Source organism: Actinomycetospora sp. ABD4_176, from assembly GCF_056311855.1.
The window spans coordinates 1,036,614-1,056,435 of the sequence record NZ_CM149974.1; the positions used below are offsets into that span (position 1 = coordinate 1,036,614).

The 19,822-nt window shown below is 75.9% G+C and carries 16 protein-coding genes; 4 read left to right on the plus strand and 12 right to left on the minus strand.

Annotation, left to right across the window (positions count from 1 at the left end):
* Positions 1-29: 29 nt before the first annotated feature.
* From ACYX4T_RS05100 to ACYX4T_RS05135, 8 genes are all read right to left on the minus strand, one after another.
* Positions 30-431: an MmcQ/YjbR family DNA-binding protein gene (locus ACYX4T_RS05100; RefSeq protein WP_476013490.1), complete on the minus strand. Its 402-nt coding sequence runs from the start codon at positions 429-431 to the stop codon at positions 30-32.
* The gene (locus ACYX4T_RS05105; protein WP_476013491.1) at positions 431-1,324 is read right to left on the minus strand and encodes a DUF4333 domain-containing protein; all 894 of its coding nucleotides are present in this window, start codon (positions 1,322-1,324) and stop codon (positions 431-433) included. Before ACYX4T_RS05105 ends, ACYX4T_RS05100 begins: the two co-directional genes overlap by 1 nt.
* Positions 1,325-4,192, minus strand: a complete 2,868-nt coding sequence (locus tag ACYX4T_RS05110) for a DEAD/DEAH box helicase (RefSeq protein WP_476013492.1) — start codon at positions 4,190-4,192, stop codon at positions 1,325-1,327. It abuts the gene before it with no gap.
* 81 nt (positions 4,193-4,273) lie between these two features.
* Entirely contained in the window at positions 4,274-5,338 is a 1,065-nt protein-coding gene (tatC, locus tag ACYX4T_RS05115) for a twin-arginine translocase subunit TatC (RefSeq protein ID WP_476013493.1), read from the minus strand.
* 31 nt (positions 5,339-5,369) lie between these two features.
* A complete protein-coding gene (gene tatA / locus ACYX4T_RS05120) occupies positions 5,370-5,648 on the minus strand; it encodes a Sec-independent protein translocase subunit TatA (RefSeq protein WP_476013494.1) in 279 nt (92 codons plus the stop codon).
* 30 nt (positions 5,649-5,678) lie between these two features.
* Complete coding sequence (locus ACYX4T_RS05125) at positions 5,679-5,876, minus strand: hypothetical protein (RefSeq protein ID WP_476013495.1); 198 nt, start codon at positions 5,874-5,876, stop codon at positions 5,679-5,681.
* A gap of 77 nt (positions 5,877-5,953) precedes the next feature.
* On the minus strand, positions 5,954-7,633 hold the full coding sequence (locus ACYX4T_RS05130; RefSeq protein WP_476013496.1) for an HNH endonuclease signature motif containing protein: 1,680 nt from the start codon (positions 7,631-7,633) through the stop codon (positions 5,954-5,956).
* Between the two features lie 185 nt (positions 7,634-7,818).
* Positions 7,819-8,694, minus strand: a complete 876-nt coding sequence (locus ACYX4T_RS05135; protein ID WP_476013497.1) for a LysR family transcriptional regulator — start codon at positions 8,692-8,694, stop codon at positions 7,819-7,821.
* Positions 8,695-8,821: 127 nt separating this feature from the next.
* Between ACYX4T_RS05135 and ACYX4T_RS05140 the strand changes: the two genes are divergently transcribed.
* The gene (locus ACYX4T_RS05140; RefSeq protein ID WP_476013498.1) at positions 8,822-9,868 is read left to right on the plus strand and encodes an MBL fold metallo-hydrolase; all 1,047 of its coding nucleotides are present in this window, start codon (positions 8,822-8,824) and stop codon (positions 9,866-9,868) included.
* Positions 9,868-11,193 carry an MFS transporter gene (locus tag ACYX4T_RS05145; protein WP_476013499.1) on the plus strand — a complete coding sequence of 442 codons (1,326 nt, stop codon included), beginning with the start codon at positions 9,868-9,870 and terminating at the stop codon, positions 11,191-11,193. Before ACYX4T_RS05140 ends, ACYX4T_RS05145 begins: the two co-directional genes overlap by 1 nt.
* A 55-nt stretch (positions 11,194-11,248) precedes the next feature.
* On the opposite strand, the gene ACYX4T_RS05150 is transcribed toward ACYX4T_RS05145, so the two are convergent.
* From ACYX4T_RS05150 to pafA, 4 genes are all read right to left on the minus strand, one after another.
* Positions 11,249-12,229, minus strand: a complete 981-nt coding sequence (locus tag ACYX4T_RS05150; protein ID WP_476013500.1) for a helix-turn-helix transcriptional regulator — start codon at positions 12,227-12,229, stop codon at positions 11,249-11,251.
* Positions 12,230-12,237: 8 nt separating this feature from the next.
* On the minus strand, positions 12,238-13,233 hold the full coding sequence (locus ACYX4T_RS05155) for a helix-turn-helix transcriptional regulator (protein ID WP_476013501.1): 996 nt from the start codon (positions 13,231-13,233) through the stop codon (positions 12,238-12,240).
* Positions 13,234-13,286: 53 nt separating this feature from the next.
* The gene (locus ACYX4T_RS05160) at positions 13,287-15,152 is read right to left on the minus strand and encodes a serine/threonine-protein kinase (RefSeq protein ID WP_476013502.1); all 1,866 of its coding nucleotides are present in this window, start codon (positions 15,150-15,152) and stop codon (positions 13,287-13,289) included.
* An 89-nt stretch (positions 15,153-15,241) separates the two neighbouring features.
* Positions 15,242-16,600: a Pup--protein ligase gene (pafA, locus tag ACYX4T_RS05165; RefSeq protein WP_476013503.1), complete on the minus strand. Its 1,359-nt coding sequence runs from the start codon at positions 16,598-16,600 to the stop codon at positions 15,242-15,244.
* A gap of 157 nt (positions 16,601-16,757) precedes the next feature.
* Here pafA and ACYX4T_RS05170 point away from each other — a divergent pair, with 157 nt between their 5' ends.
* Complete coding sequence (locus ACYX4T_RS05170; RefSeq protein ID WP_476015185.1) at positions 16,758-18,305, plus strand: phosphatase PAP2 family protein; 1,548 nt, start codon at positions 16,758-16,760, stop codon at positions 18,303-18,305.
* Between the two features lie 8 nt (positions 18,306-18,313).
* Complete coding sequence (locus tag ACYX4T_RS05175) at positions 18,314-19,822, plus strand: diacylglycerol kinase family protein (RefSeq protein WP_476013504.1); 1,509 nt, start codon at positions 18,314-18,316, stop codon at positions 19,820-19,822.

Consider the following 19,822-nt stretch of genomic DNA (forward strand, 5'->3'; position numbering starts at 1 on the left):
CGCGGTCCACCCCGCGGGACGGGGGCGCGCTAGCGTCCCTGCTCGGCGAGCCAGGCCCGCGCGACGGTCGTCGGGGCGCGCAGCAGCCACGCCTCCTCGACGAGCTCGCGCAGCTCGTCGACGCCGATCCGCTCGAGGCGCACGAGCACCGCGGGGTAGCCGTCGAAGTGCGGCGTCGTGAAGTAGACGTCGGGGTCGTCGGCGACCAGCGCGTGCTTGACGCCCTCGTCGGCGACGCGGACGCCGAGCACGTCGCCCTCGGGCAGCGGGACTCCGGCCTCCGCCAGCGCGGCCTCGTCCGACCGGCGCAGCGGTCGCTCCCACACGAACCCCTTCGACGAGACGCCCCAGCTCGCCGACCCCCAGGAGACCTTCTCGCTGGTCCGCGGCAACGCGAGCGCGAGGCGCCGGACGTCGTCGAGCGTGGCCATCAGCGTGGCTGGCCGACCGAGTACGTGCCGGAGGCGTCCACGATCGTCACGGGCACCTGCACCGGCCGCCCGTCGACGGTCGCCGAGCACGTGAAGCGCACCCCGGGCCGGACCTCCTGGTCCTCGGGGCAGGTGACGTCGGTGATCTGGCGGCGCCAGTCGTCGGTGACCACCCGCGTCACGCCCTGCGCCACCGTGTCCGCGTCGAGAACGTCCACCCGCGCGAAGCGGGGCCCGACGACGAACGCCAGCAGCCCGACCACGACCACCGCGACCAGCAGCAGCGCCCCGGCGACGATGCCCACGGCCTTCCACGGGAACGGCCGGCGCGGGCGCGGCGGGTACGGCCCGCCCCAGCCGGGTCCGGGCTGCCCCCAGCCGGGAGGAGCGCCGCCGGCCTGCCCGCCGGGCGGGGCCCACCCCGTGGTCCCGGGCCCGCCGCCCCGGCCGAAGGCCTGGGTCTGGCCGTAGCCCTGGGTCTGGCCGTAGCCCTGGGTCTGGCCGTAGCCCTGGGTCTGGCCGTAGCCCTGGGTCTGGCCGTAGCCCTGGGTTTGGCCGTAGCCCTGGGTCTGGCCGTAGCCCTGGGTTTGGCCGTAGCCCTGGGTCTGGCCGTAGCCCTGCCCGTACCCCGGGGGCGCCTGGCCGAAGGCGCTCGGGCCGTACGCCTGCGTCGGGTCCTGGCCGGGCGGGCCGTAGGCCGGCTGCCCGGCATGCCCGCCCCATCCCGACGGCTCGGCGGGCTGGTCGTAGCGCGTGTGCGCGCGGGTGGAATCGGTCGAGGCGGTCGAGGTGGTCTCGGTCCCCGCGTCGGCGCGGGCCGGCGCCGGTCCCGCGTCCGGCCGCGCCCAGGGCGAGGCGCCCTCGGGGGTCCCCTCGTCCGGCCGGTCGCTCACTCAGCCCTCCCCCACCGCGACGACCCCGCGCCGGATGGCGCGGACCGCGTCGCCGGCGGCGCGACCGACCGTGTCCTCGGCGCCCGCGACGGCGCGGATCTGGTCGAGCAGGTCGACCACCTGCCGGCACCAGCGCACGAAGTCTCCCGCGGACAGCTCGGTGCCGTGCGCGCGGGCTCCGTCGAGCACGGTGGCGAGCGAGTCGCCCCGCACCCAGCGGTGCACCGGCCACGCGAAGCCGAGGTCGGGCTCGCGGGTGCGGTCGAGGTGGTGGCGGCGCTCGTCGGCGACGAGGTCGTGCCAGAGCTGGACGGTCGCGTCGACGGCGGTGGTCGCGTCGTCGGGCACCCGCGGCACGCCGCCGTCGTCGCGACGGCTGTCGTAGACCAGCGACGACGCCAGCGCGGCGATCTCCGCCGGCCCGAGGCCCCGCCAGACGCCGTGGCGCAGGCACTCGGCGACGAGCAGGTCGGATTCCCCCCACAGCCGTGAGAGCCGCCGCCCGTGCTCGGTGACGTTCTGCTGCGCGTCGGGGGCCTCGTCGAGGTAGCCGCGCTCGGTGAGGAGCCCGCGGATCCGGTCGAACGTGCGGGCCAGCGAGTGGGTCGTCGAGCGCACCCGCGACTGGAGCTGCTCGGTCTCGCGTTCGAGGCGCTGGTGGCGCTCGTACCAGCGGGCGCGGTCGTCGCGGTCGGGCAGGCCGTGGCACGGGTGGGCGCGCAGGGCGCGGCGCAGGGCGGCGAGCTCGCCGTCCTCGTTCTGCGCGCCCTGGCGCTTCCGCGCCGATCCCTCCCGCAGGGGCGGCTCGATGCCCGTCTCGCGCAGCGCGTTGGCGAGGTCGCGCCGGACCCGGGGTACGCGGTGGTCGACCTTGCGCGGCAGCTTCATCGTGCCGAGCGCGGTCACCGCCTCGGGGAAGTCGGTGAGCGAGAGCCGCCCGGCCCAGCGGTCCTCGGTGAGGACGAGCGGACGGGGCTCCATGCCGCGGGGGCTGCGGTCGATGCCGGGGTCGAGGACGACGGCCAGCCCGGCGCGCTTGCCCCCGGGGACGGCGATGACGTCGCCCGGGCGGAGGTTCTCCAGCGACGACGCGGCCTCGGCCTTCTGCGCCGAGCGGCCCTGGCGCGAGAGCATCTTCTCCCGCTCGGACACCCGCCGGCGCAGGTCCATGTACTCGGCGAAGTCGTCGAAGTCGGGGGCGTCCGGCGACGCCTCGCGGCCGCCGGAGCCGTTGCCCCCGGCTGCCTCGGCGTAACCAGCGAGGGCCTCGCGGTTGCGCTCGAGGCGCTTGGCGAGGCCGACGACGCTGCGGTCGGCCTGGAACTGGGCGAACGACTGCTCGAGCAGCTCGCGGGCGTCCTCGACACCGAGGCGGTCGACGAGGTTGACGGCCATGTTGTAGCCGGGGCGGAACGACGAGCGCAGCGGGTAGGTCCGCGTCGAGGCGAGCCCGGCGACCTGCTCGGGGTCGACCCCCGGGGTCCACAGCACGACGGCGTGGCCCTCGACGTCGATCCCGCGGCGCCCGGCCCGGCCCGTGAGCTGCGTGTACTCCCCCGGCGTCAGCTCGACGTGCGCCTCGCCGTTGTACTTCACCAGCTTCTCGAGCACGACCGTGCGCGCCGGCATGTTGATGCCCAGCGCCAGCGTCTCGGTGGCGAACACCGCCCGCACCAGGCCGCGGACGAACAGCTCCTCGACCGTCTCCTTGAACGCCGGCAGCATGCCCGCGTGGTGCGCGGCGACCCCGCGCTCGAGGCCGTCGCGCCACTCCCAGTAGCCCAGCACCTCGAGGTCGGCGTCGGGCAGCCCGGCGGTCCGGCGCTCGACGACCTCACGGATCGCCGCGACGTCGTCCGGTCCGGTCAGGCGCAGCCCGGAGCGCACGCACTGGGTGACCGCGGCGTCGCACCCGGCGCGGCTGAAGATGAAGGTGATCGCGGGCAGCAGGCCGGCGGCGTCGAGCCGCTCGATGACGTCCACCCGCGACGGCGGCCGGAAGCCCGACGGCCCACCGCGCCCGGGCGGGCCGGACCGGCCCGGACCGCCCCGCGTCCCGTTGCGCCCACCCCGACCGGGCGGGCCGGATCGTGCGCGACCTCCGCGGACCGAGGGCCCGCGGTCGACCTCGGCGACGGCCCTGACCAGCGTCGGGTCCACCTTCAGCGCGGCCTGCCCGCCGCGGCGCTCCTCGGCGAACAGGTCGAACATGCGGTGCCCGACGACCATGTGCTGCCACAGCGGCACGGGCCGCGTCTCGTCGACGACCACCGTGGTGTCGCCGCGCACGGTGACCAGCCAGTCGCCGAACTCCTCGGCGTTGCTCACCGTCGCCGAGAGCGACGCGAGCTGCACGTGCTCGGGCAGGTGGAGGATGACCTCCTCCCACACGGCGCCGCGGAAGCGGTCGGCGAGGTAGTGGACCTCGTCCATCACGACGTAGGCCAGGCCCTCGAGCGCCGGCGCCTCCGCGTAGAGCATGTTGCGCAGCACCTCGGTGGTCATGACCACCACGGGCGCGTTGCCGTTGATCGCGGCGTCACCGGTCAACAGGCCGACGGCGTCGGCGCCGTGGCGCTCGACGAGGTCGGTGTACTTCTGGTTCGACAGCGCCTTGATCGGCGTCGTGTAGAAGCACTTCTGGCCGCGCGCGAGGGCGAGGTGCACCGCGAACTCGCCGACCACCGTCTTGCCCGCCCCCGTCGGGGCGCAGACCAGCACGCCGTGGCCCTGTTCGAGGGCCAGGCAGGAGCGGCGCTGGAAGTCGTCGAGCTCGAAGGAGAGCTCCGCTTCGAAACGGCCCAGCTGAGGGTGTGCGGCGCGGGTGCGAGCCTGCGCGTAGGCCTCGGCGGGAGAGCGGGTGGCCACGTCTCCACAGTGTCACAACACTCGGGGGGCTTCGCCCCCCGAGACCCCCCCGAAGGCATCACAGGCGTCGCGAGGGGCGGATCAGGTGACGTCCCACCGGTCGGCCGAGCCGTCGCTGCCCCTGTCGGGCCCCTGGTCGCCCCGCAGCGGCTCGATCCGGGGCGGCGGGCCGGGCGCGGGTCCGGGGGCCGGAGTGGGCGCGCCGAGGCGGTCGTCCAGCGGCGAGGGCTGGTCGGGGTCCAGGCCGTCCCAGCCCTGCTCGAGGCGGCGTCGGGCCTCGCGCTTGTCGTGGACCCGGGCGACCTGGATCGCGAGCTCGAGCAGCAGCACCAGCGAGACCCCGAGCGCCAGCATCGAGATCGGGTCCTGGCCGGGCGTCGCGAGCGCGGCGAAGACGAACAGCCCGAACACCAGGCCGCGACGCCAGCGCTTGAGCTGCGCGTACGAGACGACCCCGACCCGGTTGAGCATGATCACGAGCAGCGGCAGCTCGAAGCTCACCCCGAAGATGACCAGGAGGGCGAGCAGCAGGTCGAAGTAGTCCGAGCCCCGCAGGACCGTGGCCTGGACGTCGCCGCCGATGGTGAACAGGAACTGCAGGGCCTGGGTGACGACGAAGTAGGCGAGCACCGCGCCCGCGGTGAACAGCACCACCGCGGCCGTGACGAACGTGTACGCGAAGCGCTTCTCCTTCGCGTACAGCCCGGGCGTGATGAAGCCCCAGATCTGGGCGAACCAGACCGGGCTCGCCATGAGCACCCCGGCGGTCGCGGCGACCTTGAGGCGCAGCGTGAACTGCTCGAACACCCCGAACGCCACGAGCCGGCACTGCTCCCCGCCGCCGAGCTGGACCCGGTTCTCGGGCGGCAGCGCGCAGTACGGGTCGGTGAGCAGCTGCCCGAGCGACGGCAGGCCGAACGGGTAGGCGGTGTACCAGACGAAGCCGAGCACGGTGGCTGCCGTGATGGCGAGCAGCGCGATCGCCAGGCGGCGCCGCAGCTCGTAGATGTGCTCGACGAGCGTCATCGTCCCGTCGGGGTTGGCCCGACGGCGCGCCCCGGGCCGGCGCAGGCCGCGCCACCAGCGGGCGCGCGAACCCGAGCCGTCCGGTCCTGCTGTGCTGCGGGGCGCGTCCTGCGACGTCACGGGCGGCGGGGGTTCCGGCTCGGTACCCGGGTCAGGACGAGGTGGAGCCCGGCTGGGACCGGGTCGCGTCCTGCTGGGCGGTGCCGTTGGTGCTGGTCGGTGTGGTGGTCGGCGTGCCCTCGTCGAGCTGGCGGCCCGGCGCCTGCGGCTCGGCGTTCGCCTGACCGGCCTTCTCGTCCTCGCGCAGGCCGCGCGTCTCGGCCTTGAAGATGCGCATCGACTGGCCCAGCCCACGCGCCATGTCCGGCAGCTTCCTGGCGCTGAACAGCAGCACCACGCCGACGATCGCGACGATGACCCATTCGCTCACGGTGTGGCTCCTTCCACGGTGTCGCCGATGCTACGCGCGGCGCTCGGCGAGGCGGACCTTCAGCGCGGCGACCCGCGCCTGGATCAGCCCGACGTCCCGGCCGATCTGCTCCTTCGCGACGTTCGCGACGAGCCCGAAGCGCTTGACCGGTCCGAGCAGCGCCGCGACGACCAGCCCCAACCCGACCAGCGCGGCGACCACCGCGACGACGCTCCACAGGTACGGCACGGGACGACCCTAACCGGGCGCGGTGACCGGACGGTGAACGGCCGTGTGCGCGGGGTGCCGAGGTCCCGTGGTCGCGCTCACGCGGCGGCGCCTCGGGCCGGGTCGGCGCCCGGGGTGGACGTCGGGGTGGACGTCGGGGTTGACGTCGCGGTGGGCGCCGGGACGGAGGTGGTGGCGAGTGCGGCGTCCGCGTCCTCCGGGTCGGTGTACGGGTCGCGCTCCCACGGCGGCGGCTCGAGCTGGGGCGAGCGCACCCACCACCGGTGCCCCGACGGCGACGTCCACATGACGACCGGACTCGTCCCGCCCTCCGGGTCCGGGACACAGGACGCCGCCCAGCGCTCGAGGGTCTTCATCCGGTGGTGACGCCGGCAGCAGGGCTTGAGGTTGCCCCGCCGCGTGCGCCCGGCACCGCCCGACGGGTGGCCGTGGTCGTAGGGCACGACGTGGTCGAGGTCGCAGCGGGCGGCGGGCACGCGACAGCCGGGCGCCGCACAGGTGAGGTCCCGCGAGCGCACGAAGTCCTGGAGCGACGGGGGTGGTCGGTAGCGGGTGGACTCGAGGTGGTCGGCGACGCCGGTGACGGGATCGGTGATCAACCGTCGCCAGACCGCGTCCGGGTCGGCGGCGAGGCGCCGGGCGAGCAGCGCCGGCGGGGGCCCGTGGCCCTCCATCTCGGCAGGGCGCTCGGAGAGGCCGGCGAGGACGTCCCAGCCGATCGTGATCCGAACCTCGGTACGCACCGGCGACGGGGCCCGGTCGCAGACCCCGCGCCGCACGTCGCGGCCGAGGTGAGCGACCGGGCCGGCCTCGTCGCTGCAGCCCCCCGCACCGCGCGGGTGCCCGGCGTCCTGGGCGTCCTGGTCGCTGCCGTGGTCGCCGGACTCAGGGCGGTCGTCGCGGTCCGGAGCAGGGGCGTCGCCGTCGCCGGACGAGCAGGCGGCGGCGCGGGCGGTGGCGCCGTCGAGGATGAGGTCGCGCGCGGCGTCCAGGCGCTTCTGCGCGAGCGTGCGCTGCTCCCCCTCGGGCGGGTCGCCGGCCTGACGCGCGACGGCGTCGACGACCGCGTAGACCCCGCGTGCCTCGTCGGCCGGCAGGCGCATCTGGATCACACCGGTGGCGCCGTCGTCGTCGGACCAGTACCGCAGCTCGCGATCGCGCCGGGCCTGCTCGGGCCGTCGCCGGAGGGCGTCGGGGTCGAGCCGCGCCAGGATCCGGCGGACCGTCTCGCGGAGCTGCGTCGGCGTCCGGTCGCGCGGCGGGCGCGACCACAGCGTCGCGTCGAGCGCTCGCGCCGTCCGCGGGGAGCACTGCTCGGTCTGCTCGATCATCACGCGAGCGTGCGAGATCGAGATCCGGCCGGCGTCGAGCGCCGCGAGCGTGTTCGGCAGGCGTTCGACCAGCACGTCGGCCTGGTGCACGCGGATCTCCCCCGTGCGCGCGGCGACCCGTCCGACCGTGGCGACCTCCATCGCCACCGACTGCGACGCCAGCTCCCCGCGCCCCTCCCCGCGCACCCGCGCCTGGCGTGCGTGCAGGTAGTCGGCGATCTCCTGGTGGAGCCTTGCCTGGGCCCAGCCCGCCAGCGCCGCCCACGCCGCGAGGCGCTCGACGGCGTCGAACCCCTCGTCGTCGCCGACGTCCACCGGCGCGGACGTCGCGAGGGCAGCGGCCAGCGCCGGACCCGGCGCCTGCTCCGACCACGTCGGGCGGACCGGCGCGACCGGGGCCGCTGCGCACCACCCACTGTCGAACACATGTTCGATGGTACCAGCTCCACCGTCACGGTATTGCCGTTCCGCGGCATCGTTCCCGCAGCTCAGGGTCGGGGTCCGACGACAACGGCGACACTCCCGAGAGATCAGGGTGGAGAGCGCCGTCGACCCGCGGCCCGGCCCAGCTGCCCACCCCGAACCTCGACCGCTGCCCCGGTGGCGACCGTTCAGCGCGGGAGGACGTCCGCGCAGTGCTCGAGGACGTGCTCGACGAGGCCGGCGGGCCCGACGCCCCGCGGCAGGGCGGCGACCAGCGAGTTCGTCCCCACGTCCTCGACGATGGGCAGGAAGCGCAACGGCCGGCCGTCATGGCTCGTGGCGACCTCGGTCATGAGCAGCGCCCAGGCGAGCCCGCGACCGACGAGCGCGCGGACGGTCGCGACGTCGGAGCTGCGGTAGACGAAGCGCGGCGTCACGCCGAAGCGGGCCAGCATGGCCTCGTTGAGGTAGCTCGCGGGCTCGATGTCGAGGAGCGCTCCCGGGTGCTCGGCGAGGTCGGCCAGACGGATCTCCGACTGCACGGCGAGCGGGTGGTCGGCCGCCAGCGCGACCTTGAAGCGGCGCTCGCGCAGTAGGGTCGAGGTGACCTCGGCCTGGAGCTGCATCTCGTAGAGGAAGCAGACGTCGATCTGTCCCCGCAACATGCGGTCCTGGAGCACCGCCGCGGGCCCCTCGACCACCTCGAGGCTCGCGTCCGGGAACCGGTCGTGCAGCAGCGCGGCGACCTCCGGCACCACCTGCACCGCCAGCGACGGGAAGCAGCCGATGGTCAGCGGTCCCGTCGCGGGGTCGCCGACGAGCTGTCGCACGTCCTGGAGGACGCCCCGCGCCCGGTTCGCCACGGTGCGGCCGGCCGGGGTGAGGTGCACGCCCTTCGCGGTCCGCCGCACGGCGAGCTGTACCCCGAGGCTGCCCTCCAGCTCGCGCAGCGCCTGGCTCATCGCGGCCTGGGAGACGTGGCAGCGCACGGCCGCCCGCGAGATCGACTCGTCGCGGGCGATCGCCACCAGGTACTCCAGCTGGCGCAGCGTGACGTCGTTCACAAGCTCAGCTTATGCAGAGCCCGAGGAGAAACAGCTATGCCTCAGCAGTGGCGCGGGCGACAGTGCTGGTCGACCGCGGTGCCCGCACCGCGACCGCACTGCGGCACCCTCGACGCGAAGGAGCGCCATGCCCGGTCCCCACGTGGTGATGCTCGGGACGGCCGGTGGCCCACGGTGGTGGGACCGGCCCGGAGCCGCCGCCTCCCGCAGCGGGATCGCCACGGCGGTCGTCGTCGGCGACGCCGTGTACGTGGTCGACGCCGGGCAGGGTGCCGGCCGCCAGCTTGCCCGGGCCGGCCTGCCCCTCGACCGGGTCCGCGCGCTGTTCCTGACCCACCTGCACTCCGACCACGTCGCCGACCTGGCGCCGTGGCTGCTCTTCGGCCTGTTCGAGCGCCGCCACCCGGCCGTCGCGCCGATGCCGGTCTACGGGCCCGGCCCGCGCGGGGGGCTGCCGCCGCTGTCCGACCACGCCGCCCGCCGACCGGCCCCGGTGGCGCCCGCCAACCCGACCCCCGGCACCGCGGAGATGGTCGAGCTGCTGTGCGCCGCCCACGCGACCGACCTCAACGACCGCCTCTTCGACTCCCTCAGCGGCCGTCCCGCCGACCACGTCGCGGTCCGCGAGATCACCCTGCCGCCGGATACCGGGTTCGACCCCGACACCCGGGTCGCCCCGCCGATGGCCCCGTTCGAGGTCCACCGTGACGAGCACGTCGTCGTCACCGCCGTCCTCGTCGAGCACCCGCCCACCGCGCCCGCCTTCGCGTTCCGCTTCGACACCCCCGAGGGCTCGGTGACGATCTCCGGCGACACGGCGCCCTGCGCCAACCTCGTCGACCTCGCGCGCGGCACCGACCTGTTGCTGCACGAGGCCATCGACCTCGCGGCCATGGGCCGCCGCTACCCCGACGCGGCGATGCGCGAGGCCACGATGGCCCACCACCGCCGGGCGCACACCACCGCCGAGCAGGCCGGCGAGCTCGCGACGCGGGCCGGCGCCCGGGCGCTCGGCCTGCACCACCTGGTGCCCGGCGACGCCCCCGCGGGCGCGTTCCGGGACGCCGCGGCCGCGACGTTCCGCGGCCGGGTGTTCGTGCCCGACGACCTCGACGTCCTCGACCTCCTCGACGCCGCCGCACCGACCGCCCACGACCGCACGGAGGTGGCCTGATGACCAGCACGGCGGACCCGGCCCCCGGGACCACGACCGAGGCGTCCCCGCGCGAGATGCGGCGGGTGCTCGCCTCCAGCTTCATCGGCACCACGATCGAGTACTACGACTTCATCCTCTACGCGACGGCGGCGAGCATCGTCTTCGGCAGCGTCTTCTTCACCGGGGTCGGCCCGGGCGTCGCGCAGATCCTGTCCTTCGGGACGCTCGCCGCCGGGTACTTCGCCCGCCCGATCGGCGGCATCGTGTTCGGGCACCTCGGCGACCGGATCGGCCGCAAGTCGATGCTGGTCGTGTCGGTGGTGCTCATGGGCGTGGTCAGCACGCTCATCGGGCTGCTGCCCGGCACCGCGCAGATCGGCGTCGCCGCGCCCCTGCTGCTCGTGCTCCTGCGCATCCTGCAGGGCATCGCGGTCGGCGGGGAGTGGGGCGGCGCGATGCTGCTCGGGTTCGAGCGGGCCGGCAAGCGGTCGCGGGGCTTCGCCGCCTCCGTCGCGTACATGGGCGCCCCCGCCGGCACCATCGCCGGGACGCTGGTGCTCAGCGCCTTCACGATGCTGCCGCGCGAGGACTTCCTGTCCTGGGGCTGGCGGGTCCCGTTCCTGTTCAGCGCGGTGCTCGCGGTCATCGGCCTGGTCATCCGGCTGCGCACGGCCGAGTCGGCGGTGTTCCAGGAGGCCGTGGCCGCAGCCGAGGAGAAGCAGGTCCCGGTGGGCGAGGTCGTCACGCGCTACCCGCGCCGGCTGCTCGTGGCGGTCGGCGCCGGCCTCTCCGGGCAGGCGGCCCAGGGCCTGATGGGCGTGTGGGCGATCGGCTACGCCGTCACCCAGCTCCAGCTCTCGCCGACGGGGGTCCTCAACGTCAAGGCCCTCACGGGGGTCTGCGTGATCGTCATGGTCGTCATCGCCGCCCGGCTGTCCGACCGGATCGGGCGCCGGCCCGTCATGCTCGGGGGCAACGTGGCCGCCGTGCTGCTCGCCGTGCCGATCATGCTGCTCCTCGACTCGGGCAGCGTCGTCACCGTCTTCCTCGCCCTGTTCCTCGGCCTCGCGGTGATCCAGGGCTTCGTCGCCGGGCCCTACGGTGCGTTCGCCGCCGAGCTCTTCCCCACCCGGATCCGCTACACCGGGGCCTCGATGGGCTACCAGATCGCGGCCGCGCTGGGCGCCGGACTGATGCCGGTCATCGCCTCGGCGCTCGTGCTCGCCGGGGGCGGGTCGTTGTGGCTGGTCGCGGCGGCCTGGATCGGCATGACCCTCATCGGCCTGGTCGCCGTCGCCGTCGCGGGCGAGGGCAAGGACCGCGACCTCCGCGAGATCGGCTGACGCCGAGGCGGCGGCCGGGCCCAGCCCTCAGCCCCCAGCCCTCAGCCCCGAGCCGTCAGCCCTCGGCCTCGCCGTACACCGCCAGCGCCTCGCGCGCCCGGGCGCGGCGGGCCGCGGCCAGGTCCGGCGGGGCCAGCACCTCCACCGCGTCGCCCAGCCCCAGCAGCAGCCGCACCATCCAGTCGCGGTCGCCGTAGCGCATGGTGACGCGGGCGGAGCCGTCGTCGTCGGCGTGCAGGTCCTCAACCGGGTAGTACTCGGCGACCCAGCGCGCCGCCGGGTGCAGCACGAGCGCCGCGACGAACGCGCCGTCGTCGGGGCGCAGCAGCTCCTCCCCCGACCCCTCGCGGCCCCGCGCCCCGGGGGGCGGGGCGGAGGGCTCGTCGAGCACCTCGGCGTCGTCGACCCGGTCGAGGCGGAACAGCCGCACGCCCTCGGCGCGCCGGCACCACGCCTCCAAGTAGGCGGAGGCGTCGACGAGGAGCAGGCGCATGGGGTCGACGTCGCGGCGGCCGACGGCGTCGCGGGACGCCGAGTAGTAGGTCAGGCGCAGGGCCCGGCCGGTCTCGACGGCCCGGCGCACCGCGTCCTCGGCCCGCCCCGGCCGCCGGCCCAGGCCGACAGCGACGCCCTCCCCGGAGGGCTCGCCCGACTCGGCCGCGGTGTCGCCGACCCGCCCGGCCGCGTCCTCGATCTTCGCCAGCGCGCGCTGCACGGCGTCGGCGTCGACCACGCCCGGCGCGTCGGCCAGGGCCCGCAGCGCGACCGCGAGGGTGGCCGCCTCGGTGCCCGACAGGCGCAGCGGGCGGCGCATGCCGGCGTCGAAGGTGACGGTGACCGTGTCGCCCTCGAACGACAGGTCCACCAGGTCGCCCGGCCCGTAGCCCGGCAGCCCGCACATCCACAGCAGCTCGAGGTCGCGGCGCAGCTGGGCCTCTCCGACGCCGAAGTCCGCGGCCGCGTCGGCGACCGCGATCCCGGGCCGCGCGAGCAGGTAGGGCACGAGGGTGAGCAGGCGGGGCAGCCGCTCGGACACGCCGGCGGTCACCGCGCGCCCCCGACGTCGGCGGTGTCGGGAGCGGACACGACCGATCCCCGCAGCAGCGAGACCACCGCCTCGCGCAGCTCCGGCGGCTCCAGGACCACGGCGTCCGGACCGTGCCCGGCCACCCAGCGGGCGGCCACGTCGACGCGCCCGAGGTCGATCTCGACGACGTCCGGGTCGCCCTGGGGGTCCGGCCGCGAACCCCGCCGCAGGCCCTGCGCCCGACCGGGGACGAGCCGGATCCGCGCGCGGCCCGTCGGCGGCGGCGGACCGGCGGAGGCGGCGACGACGGCGACGAGGTCGACGTCGGCGGGCGGGCTCACCGCGCCCCGCGGCCCGACCGCGCGGGCGTCGCCACCGATGCGCGAGAGGCGGAAGCAGCGCACGTCGTCGCGGTCCCGGTCGTGGCCGACGAGGTACCAGCGTCCCCGCCACGACACGACGCCCCACGGCTCGACGGTCCGGGTGCGCGCCTCGGCGGCGGGGTGCGACCGGTGGGTGAACGTGACGACCCGCCCCGCCCGGCTGGCCGCGAGCAGCGGCGCGAAGGCCGGCTCCGCGGCCTGCAGGCGCGGCTGCACGGCCGACGCGGCGTCGGGGTCGACGGCGATCCCGGCCGCCCGCAGCTTCTGCAGCGCCGTGCGCGCCGCCCCCGCGAGCGCCGGCGAGTCCCACAGCCGTGCGGCCAGGGCGACGGCGGTGGCCTCGTCGGGGGCGAGGTCGATGTCGGGCAGCTCGTAGTCGCCGCGCGCGATCCGGTAGCCGTCGACGGGCTCGGCCAGCGACGACCGCCCGGTCTCCAGCGGGACCCCGAGCTCGCGCAGCTCGGCCTTGTCCCGCTCGAACATCCGGAAGAAGGCCTCGTCGGACGCCACGTCGGCGTAGCCGGGCACGGTGGCCCGGATCCGCTCGGCGCTGAGGTACTGGCGCGTCGAGAGCAGGCAGAGCACCAGGTTGACCAGGCGTTCGGCGCGCGCGGACGGGCTCGTCGACACCCTGTGAGCCTACGACTCCTCGCGCACGTGTTCGAACGCCGGTGCCCGGCGCGTCAGCTCGAGTCCGAACTGCGCTGCGCCCGCTGGATGCGCACCTGGCCGTCGTCGTCGCGGTCGACCTCGAACCGGTAGTTCTCCCGGCTGGTCCGGCCGCTCTCGGTGACGAACTCGATGTCCGCGGTGACGATGTCGCCGCGCACCGACACGTTCGAGGTCTGCACGTCGCGGATGGTCGACCAGAACCGCCGGTAACCGTCGTACCCGCCGGACTCGTCCTGCGCCCGCTCGGAGAGCACGGACCACGCGCCGTCGAGGTTGCCGGGCAGGGCCTCGTAGTAGTCGACGACGACCGTGGCCGGGTCGCCACCCGACGGCGGGTCGGACGGGTCGCTCGGCGACAGCGGGGCGGCGACGCTCGGGACCGGCCGCTCGGTGTCGGTGCCACCGAGCGGGTCGGAGGGGGCCGGCTCCGGCGCCGCCGAGGTCGGGGCGGGGTCCGGCGCCGGGGATGCGACCGTCCCGCTCCCCGCACCGGCGGCGACCGCGACGCCGATGCCCCCGGCGAGCACGACCGCCGAGGCCGCGGCGACCGCCGTGGCCCGGCGCGGGCGCGACCAGCGGGAGGGGCGGCGGCGGTCGGAGCCCGCCGCGAGCGTGCGCGAGGGTGCGGCGGCGGCACCGGGGCGGGCCAGCGACGACGCCGCCGCGGCCGCGCCGACCCCGCCGATCCGTTCCAGGCCGGCCGCGAGCGGGCTCCCGGCGGTGGTCGCGGGGGTCGACGCCGTGATCGACGCGGGGGCGACGAGCTCATCGGGATCGATCCCGTCGGGGTCGGGCGCGACCGGATCCGCCCCGAACGGTCCCGCGGCCGGGAGCGCCCCGGCCGTCGCGGGCAGGTCCGCGGTGCCGGGCCGGCGCGGGGCCGGGACGGCGTCCCCGTCGGCGTCGGCCTCCGCGGGAGCCGGGCGGGGCGCCGGGACGAAGGGTCGGGTGCCGGCCCGGCCGCGCAGGGCACGCTCCACCGCGCCGGTGCCGGGCCGGTGCTCGGGGTCGAGGCGCAGCATCGCCGCGAGCGGGCGGCCGAGCACCCCGGCGCGGGCCGCGGGGCGCAGCCGGCCCTCGGCCATGGCGTGCAGGACGGCCAGCGTGTTGTCGTGCCGCCCGCACACGAGCTCGTTCTCGACGGCGGCGTAGAGCGTCGCGCCGAGCGAGAACACGTCGGAGGCGGGCGACGGGTCGCCGCCCCGGGCCACCTCGGGCGCGAAGTAGCCGGGCGTCCCGGCCACCATGCCGCCGCCCGTGGAGGTCGTGTCCCAGGAGGCGCGGGAGACCCCGAAGTCGGTGATCTTCGCGACGCCGTCGTCGGTGATCAGCACGTTGCCGGGCTTGATGTCGCCGTGGACGATGCCCGCCTCGTGCACCGCGCCCAGCGCGTCGGCCACCTGCGCGCCCACCCACGCGGCCTCGCGCGGCTCGAGCGGGCCCTGCTCGGCGAGCACGGCCGCGAGCGAGCGCGAGGGCAGGTACTCCATGACCAGCCAGGGGCCGTGCCCGGAACCCTGATCGCCGTCGACCACCACGTCGAACACCGCGATCGCCCGCGGGTGCACGACGCGCGCCGCGATCCGGCCCTCACGCATCGCCCGGGCACGGGCCACGTGCTCCTCGGTGGCGTCGCGGTGGCCGCGGGCGGCCAGCTGCTTCACCGCGACCGTGCGGCGCAGCCGGCGGTCCCAGGCGGTGAAGACGACGCCCATGGCCCCGGCCCCGATGCACTCGCCGACACGGTAGCGCCCGCCGAGCACCGTGCCCACGACCGACGTGTCGACCGGGACCGGTGCGGCCTCGTGGGCGGTGTGCAGCGTGCTCGGCGCCGCCACGGGGCCGTGCAGGCGGGAGGTGCGGGGCTGGTGCTCCATCGAGTTCTCGTGCCGTCCTCGGCGTCGTCGGTGAGTGCGTTCGCGGTTACCTCGTGCGCCCCCGACGCACGCCGCCGACGTGGCCTCCGTTACAAGGTGGCGATCAATCGGTCGACACGTTCGTCGACGGCGCGGAAGGGGTCCTTGCACAGGACGGTTCGCTGGGCCTGGTCGTTCAGTTTGAGGTGGACCCAGTCCACTGTGAAGTCCCTCCCGGCGGCCTGGGCGGCGGCGATGAAGTCGCCGCGCAGCTTGGCCCGGGTGCTCTGGGGCGGGGTGTCCTTCGCCGCCTCGATCTCGCCGTCGTCGGTGACCCGGTCGACCATGTCCTTGCGCTGGAGCAGGTCGAACACGCCCCGTCCGCGCCGGATGTCGTGGTAGGCGAGGTCGAGCTGGGCCACGCGCGGGCTGGAGAGCCCGAGGTCGTTGCGGGAGCGGTAGCGCTGGACGAGGCGGTGCTTGATCGCCCAGTCGATCTCGCGGTCGATGAGCGAGAGGTCCTGGCGCTCCACGGCGTCGAGCGTGCGGCCCCACAGCTCGACGACCCGGTCGGTGATCGGGTCGGAGCCGCGGCGGGCGACGTGCTCGACGGCGCGCGCGTGGTACTCGCGCTGGATGTCCAGCGCGCTCGCCTCGCGGCCGCCGGCCAGGCGCACCGGCCGGCGCCCGGTGAGGTCGTGGCTGATCTCGCGGATGGCGCGGATGGGGTTGTCCAGCGTGAAGTCCCGGAACTGCACGCCCTGCTCGATCATCTCGAGCACGAGGTGGGTGGTGCCCACCTTGAGCAGCGTGGTGACCTCGGACATGTTCGAGTCGCCGACGATGACGTGCAGGCGGCGGTAGCGCTCGGCGTCGGCGTGCGGCTCGTCGCGGGTGTTGATGATCGGGCGGCTCCGCGTCGTGGCGGAGGAGACGCCCTCCCAGATGTGCTCCGCGCGCTGCGACAGGCAGAACACGGCGCCCCGCGGCGTCTGCAGCACCTTCCCGGCGCCGGCGATGAGCTGGCGGGTCACGAGGAAGGGCAGCAGCACGTCGGCGATGCGCGAGAACTCGCCCGAGCGGCCGACCAGGTAGTTCTCGTGGCAGCCGTAGGAGTTGCCCGCCGAGTCGGTGTTGTTCTTGAACAGGAAGATGTCGCCGCCGATGCCCTCGTCGGCGAGGCGCCGCTCCGCGTCGAGCAGGAGGTCCTCGAGGATCCGCTCGCCCGCCTTGTCGTGCGCGACGAGCTGAGTCAGCGAGTCGCACTCCGCGGTGGCGTACTCGGGGTGGCTGCCCACGTCGAGGTAGAGCCGCGACCCGTTGCGCAGGAAGACGTTCGACGACCGGCCCCACGACACGACCCGGCGGAACAGGTAGCGGGCGACCTCGTCGGGCGAGAGGCGCCGCTGGCCGTGGAAGGTGCAGGTGACACCGAACTCGGTCTCGACCCCGTAAATCCTCCGCTGCATCCCTCCACCCTAGGCCAGCCGACCCGCCGTTGTGGCCTCTGTGACGCCCCGCGTCACCCGGTGCCGCGGGGCACGACGGAGGCGCCGGGGCCCGATCACTACGGTCGACGCCGTGGCGCTCCCCGCACGAGGACTGGCAACCGACATCTCCCGTGGCGTGGGCCGGCGGGTGCGGCAGGGGGCGCGGGGCAGCCGGCGGCGGCTGGCCGACGTCAACGAGCAGGACTGCCGGATCACCACCGCGATCGGGGGGCTGCCCTACACGGTCGCGGACCCTGCGCTGGCCGCGCTGAGCCGTTCCGCCGACCACAGCAGGCTCTGGTTCGGCGTGGCCGCCGCCCTCGCCGCCGGGACCCGCCACACCCGCCGCGGTGCGCTGCGCGGGGTGCTCGCGATCGCCGGGGCGAGCTTCCTGGCCAACGCCCTGCTCAAGCCCCTGGTGCCCCGCCGGCGGCCCGCCGCCGAGCTCCTGCCCGACTACCGGTCGCTCGACGACCCGCCGACCTCGTCGTCGTTCCCCTCCGGCCACGCGGCCTCGGCCGCCGCGTTCGCCGCGGCCGTCGCGATGGAGAGCCCGAAGGCCGCGTCCTGGGTGGTGCCGCTGGCCGCGACGGTGGCCTACTCCCGGGTGCACGTCGGCGTGCACTGGACCAGCGACGTCGCCGCCGGGGTCGCCCTCGGGACCGGCGCCGCCCTGGCCACCCGCCGCTGGCTCCCGCTGCGCAGCATCGACGAGGCCGCCGCCCGCCCCGTGGCCGGCGCGCCCGTCCTGCCCGAGGGCGAGGGCCTCGTCGTGCTCGTCAACACCCGCTCCGGCCGCGCGGGCGTCGACCCGTACGAGGAGCTCGTCGGCGCCCTGCCCCGCGCCCGCGTCCTGCGCCTCGAGGACGGCAAGGACCTCGCCGAGACGCTCATCGACGCCGCCCGCGAGCCCGGCGTGCGGGCGGTGGGCATCGCCGGCGGCGACGGCTCGGTGGCGGCCGCGGCCCGGGTCGCGGAGGACCTCGACCTGCCGCTCGCCGTGGTCCCCGCGGGCACCCTCAACCACTTCGGCCGCGACGTCGGCGTCTACGACACCCAGGAGGCCATCGACGCCACCGGCGCGGGCGAGGCCGTCGCGGTCGACCTCGGGGAGCTGCGGCTGCACGCCGACGCCGAGGGCCGCCAGGAGCCGCGCCGGGTCGTCTTCGTCAACACCTCGGCGTTCGGCGGCTACCCCGAGATGGTCCGCCTGCGCGAGCGGTGGCAGAAGCGCTGGGGCAAGTGGCCCGCCGCGATCGCCGCCCTGCTCGTGACGCTCGCCCGCAGTCGGCCGATCCGCGTCCGCCTCAACGGGGTGGAGCGCTCGGTGTGGATGCTGTTCGTCGGCAACGGGCCCTACGTGCCGACCGGGATGGTGCCGTCGTACCGGCCCCGGCTCGACACCGGCGTGCTGGAGGTGCGCTACCTGCGCGCCGACCGGCCGCTCGCCCGGGCCCGGGCCTTCCTCGCCCTGGCCACCGGCGTGCTCGGGCACAACAGGATCTACCAGGAGAGCGCCATGCGGTCGCTGGACATCGAGCTGCTCGACGGGCCGGTCGAGGTCGCCGCCGACGGCGAGGTCGTCGGCCGCGGCCGCCGGCTGCGCTACCGGGTGGCCGACCACCCCGTCCCCGTCTACCGGCGCGACGAGGCGCGCTGGCCGCACCGCGCGACCGCCCGGTGAGCGACCCGGTGACCGACAGGGTGACCGACCTGGTGAGCGACCTCCCCGGCGCCGCCCGCTCCCCCGCCCTGCCCCGCTGGCTCGGCCGCCTCGACCGCACCGCCGACCGCGGGCTCCTCTGGGCCGTGGTGGCCGGGGGGCTCATGGCGTCGGGACGCGGTCCGCAACGGCGTGCCGGGGTGCGCGGGGTGATGGCCGCCGCCGCGACCTCGACGATCGCCCACGCGCTGGCCAAACCGCTGCTGCCCCGCGCCCGCCCCTGGGGCCGGCGCTTCCCCTCCGCGCACGCGGCGTCCTCCACCGCGTTCGTGACCGCGGCGGCGATGGAGTCGCCGCTGCTCGGGGGCGTGCTGGCCCCGGTCGCGGTGGGGGTGTCGACCGCGCGGGTGGTCCTCGGGGAGCGGTCGGTCCCCGACGTCGTCGCGGGCGCCGGGCTCGGCGTCGGCGTGGCGCTGCTGACGCGGCGCTGGTGGCCGGTGGTGCGCCACGCCCCCGCCCGGGCCCGCCCGGCGGGCGATGCGCCCGCTCTCGGGGACGGCGCCGGGCTCGTCGTCGTCGCCAACAGCTCGGCCGGGACGCCCGGGCCGCTGGAGACGCTCGGCCAGATTGTGGCGCCCGTGATCGGCGGGGCAGACACCGACTCCGAGCCCGAGCCGCCCGCGCCGCCGTCGGCGATCCACCAGGTCCTGCCCCGCGCCCAGGTGATCGTGCCGGAGCCGGGCGTCGACTTCGTCGACCAGGTCGAGGCCGCGCTCGACCGTCCCACCGCGGACGGCGCCGAGCCGCGCGCGATCGGCGTGGCCGGGGGCGACGGGTCGGTCGCCGCGCTCGCCGGGCTCGCCCAGCGCCGCCGGGTGCCGCTCATGGTGCTGCCCGAGGGCACCCTGAACCACTTCGCCCGCGACGTCGGGGTCGACGACACCCCCACCGCGCTCGGCGCGGCCCGCGACGGCGACGCGGTGCTCGTCGACGTCGGCGTCGTGGACATGAGCGCGGGCGACGACGGCGAGACCCGCAGCGTCGCGTTCGTCAACACCGCGAGCCTGGGCGGCTACCCCGACATGGTCCGGCTCCGCGAGAGCTGGGAGGAGCGCTGGGGCAAGTGGCCGTCGGCGGCGTTCGCCCTGGTGCGCGTGCTCGCCGAGGCCTCGCCGCTGGTCGTCGAGCTCGACGGGAAGCGCCGCACGATCTGGCTGCTCTTCGTCGGCAACGGCGGCTACGAACCGCGGGGCATGGCACCGCTGTTCCGCCCGCGCCTCGACGCCCGCGTGCTCGACGTCCGCTTCCTGCGCGCCGACGTGCCGTTCTCGCGCACCCGCTTCGTCGTCTCGGTGCTCGCGGGCACGCTCTCGCGCAGCCACGTCTACGTGGCCAACACCCGCACCCGGCTGTCGGTGCGGGTCATCGGCCCGCCGGTGGGGCTCGCGACCGACGGCGAGGTGCAGCCCGACGCCGACCGGTTCGTCTTCCGGATCGCCCCGGGCGCGATCCCGGTGTACCGCCCGCGCGAGGTGTAG

Bases quoted from the DNA above. Each gene is read 5' to 3' on its own strand.
- ACYX4T_RS05100 (WP_476013490.1), bottom strand. From the start codon at position 431: ATGGCCACGCTCGACGACGTCCGGCGCCTCGCGCTCGCGTTGCCGCGG.
- ACYX4T_RS05140 (WP_476013498.1), top strand. From the start codon at position 8,822: ATGCCCGGTCCCCACGTGGTGATGCTCGGGACGGCCGGTGGCCCACGG.
- ACYX4T_RS05145 (WP_476013499.1), top strand. From the start codon at position 9,868: ATGACCAGCACGGCGGACCCGGCCCCCGGGACCACGACCGAGGCGTCC.
- ACYX4T_RS05160 (WP_476013502.1), bottom strand. From the start codon at position 15,152: ATGGAGCACCAGCCCCGCACCTCCCGCCTGCACGGCCCCGTGGCGGCG.
- pafA (WP_476013503.1), bottom strand. From the start codon at position 16,600: ATGCAGCGGAGGATTTACGGGGTCGAGACCGAGTTCGGTGTCACCTGC.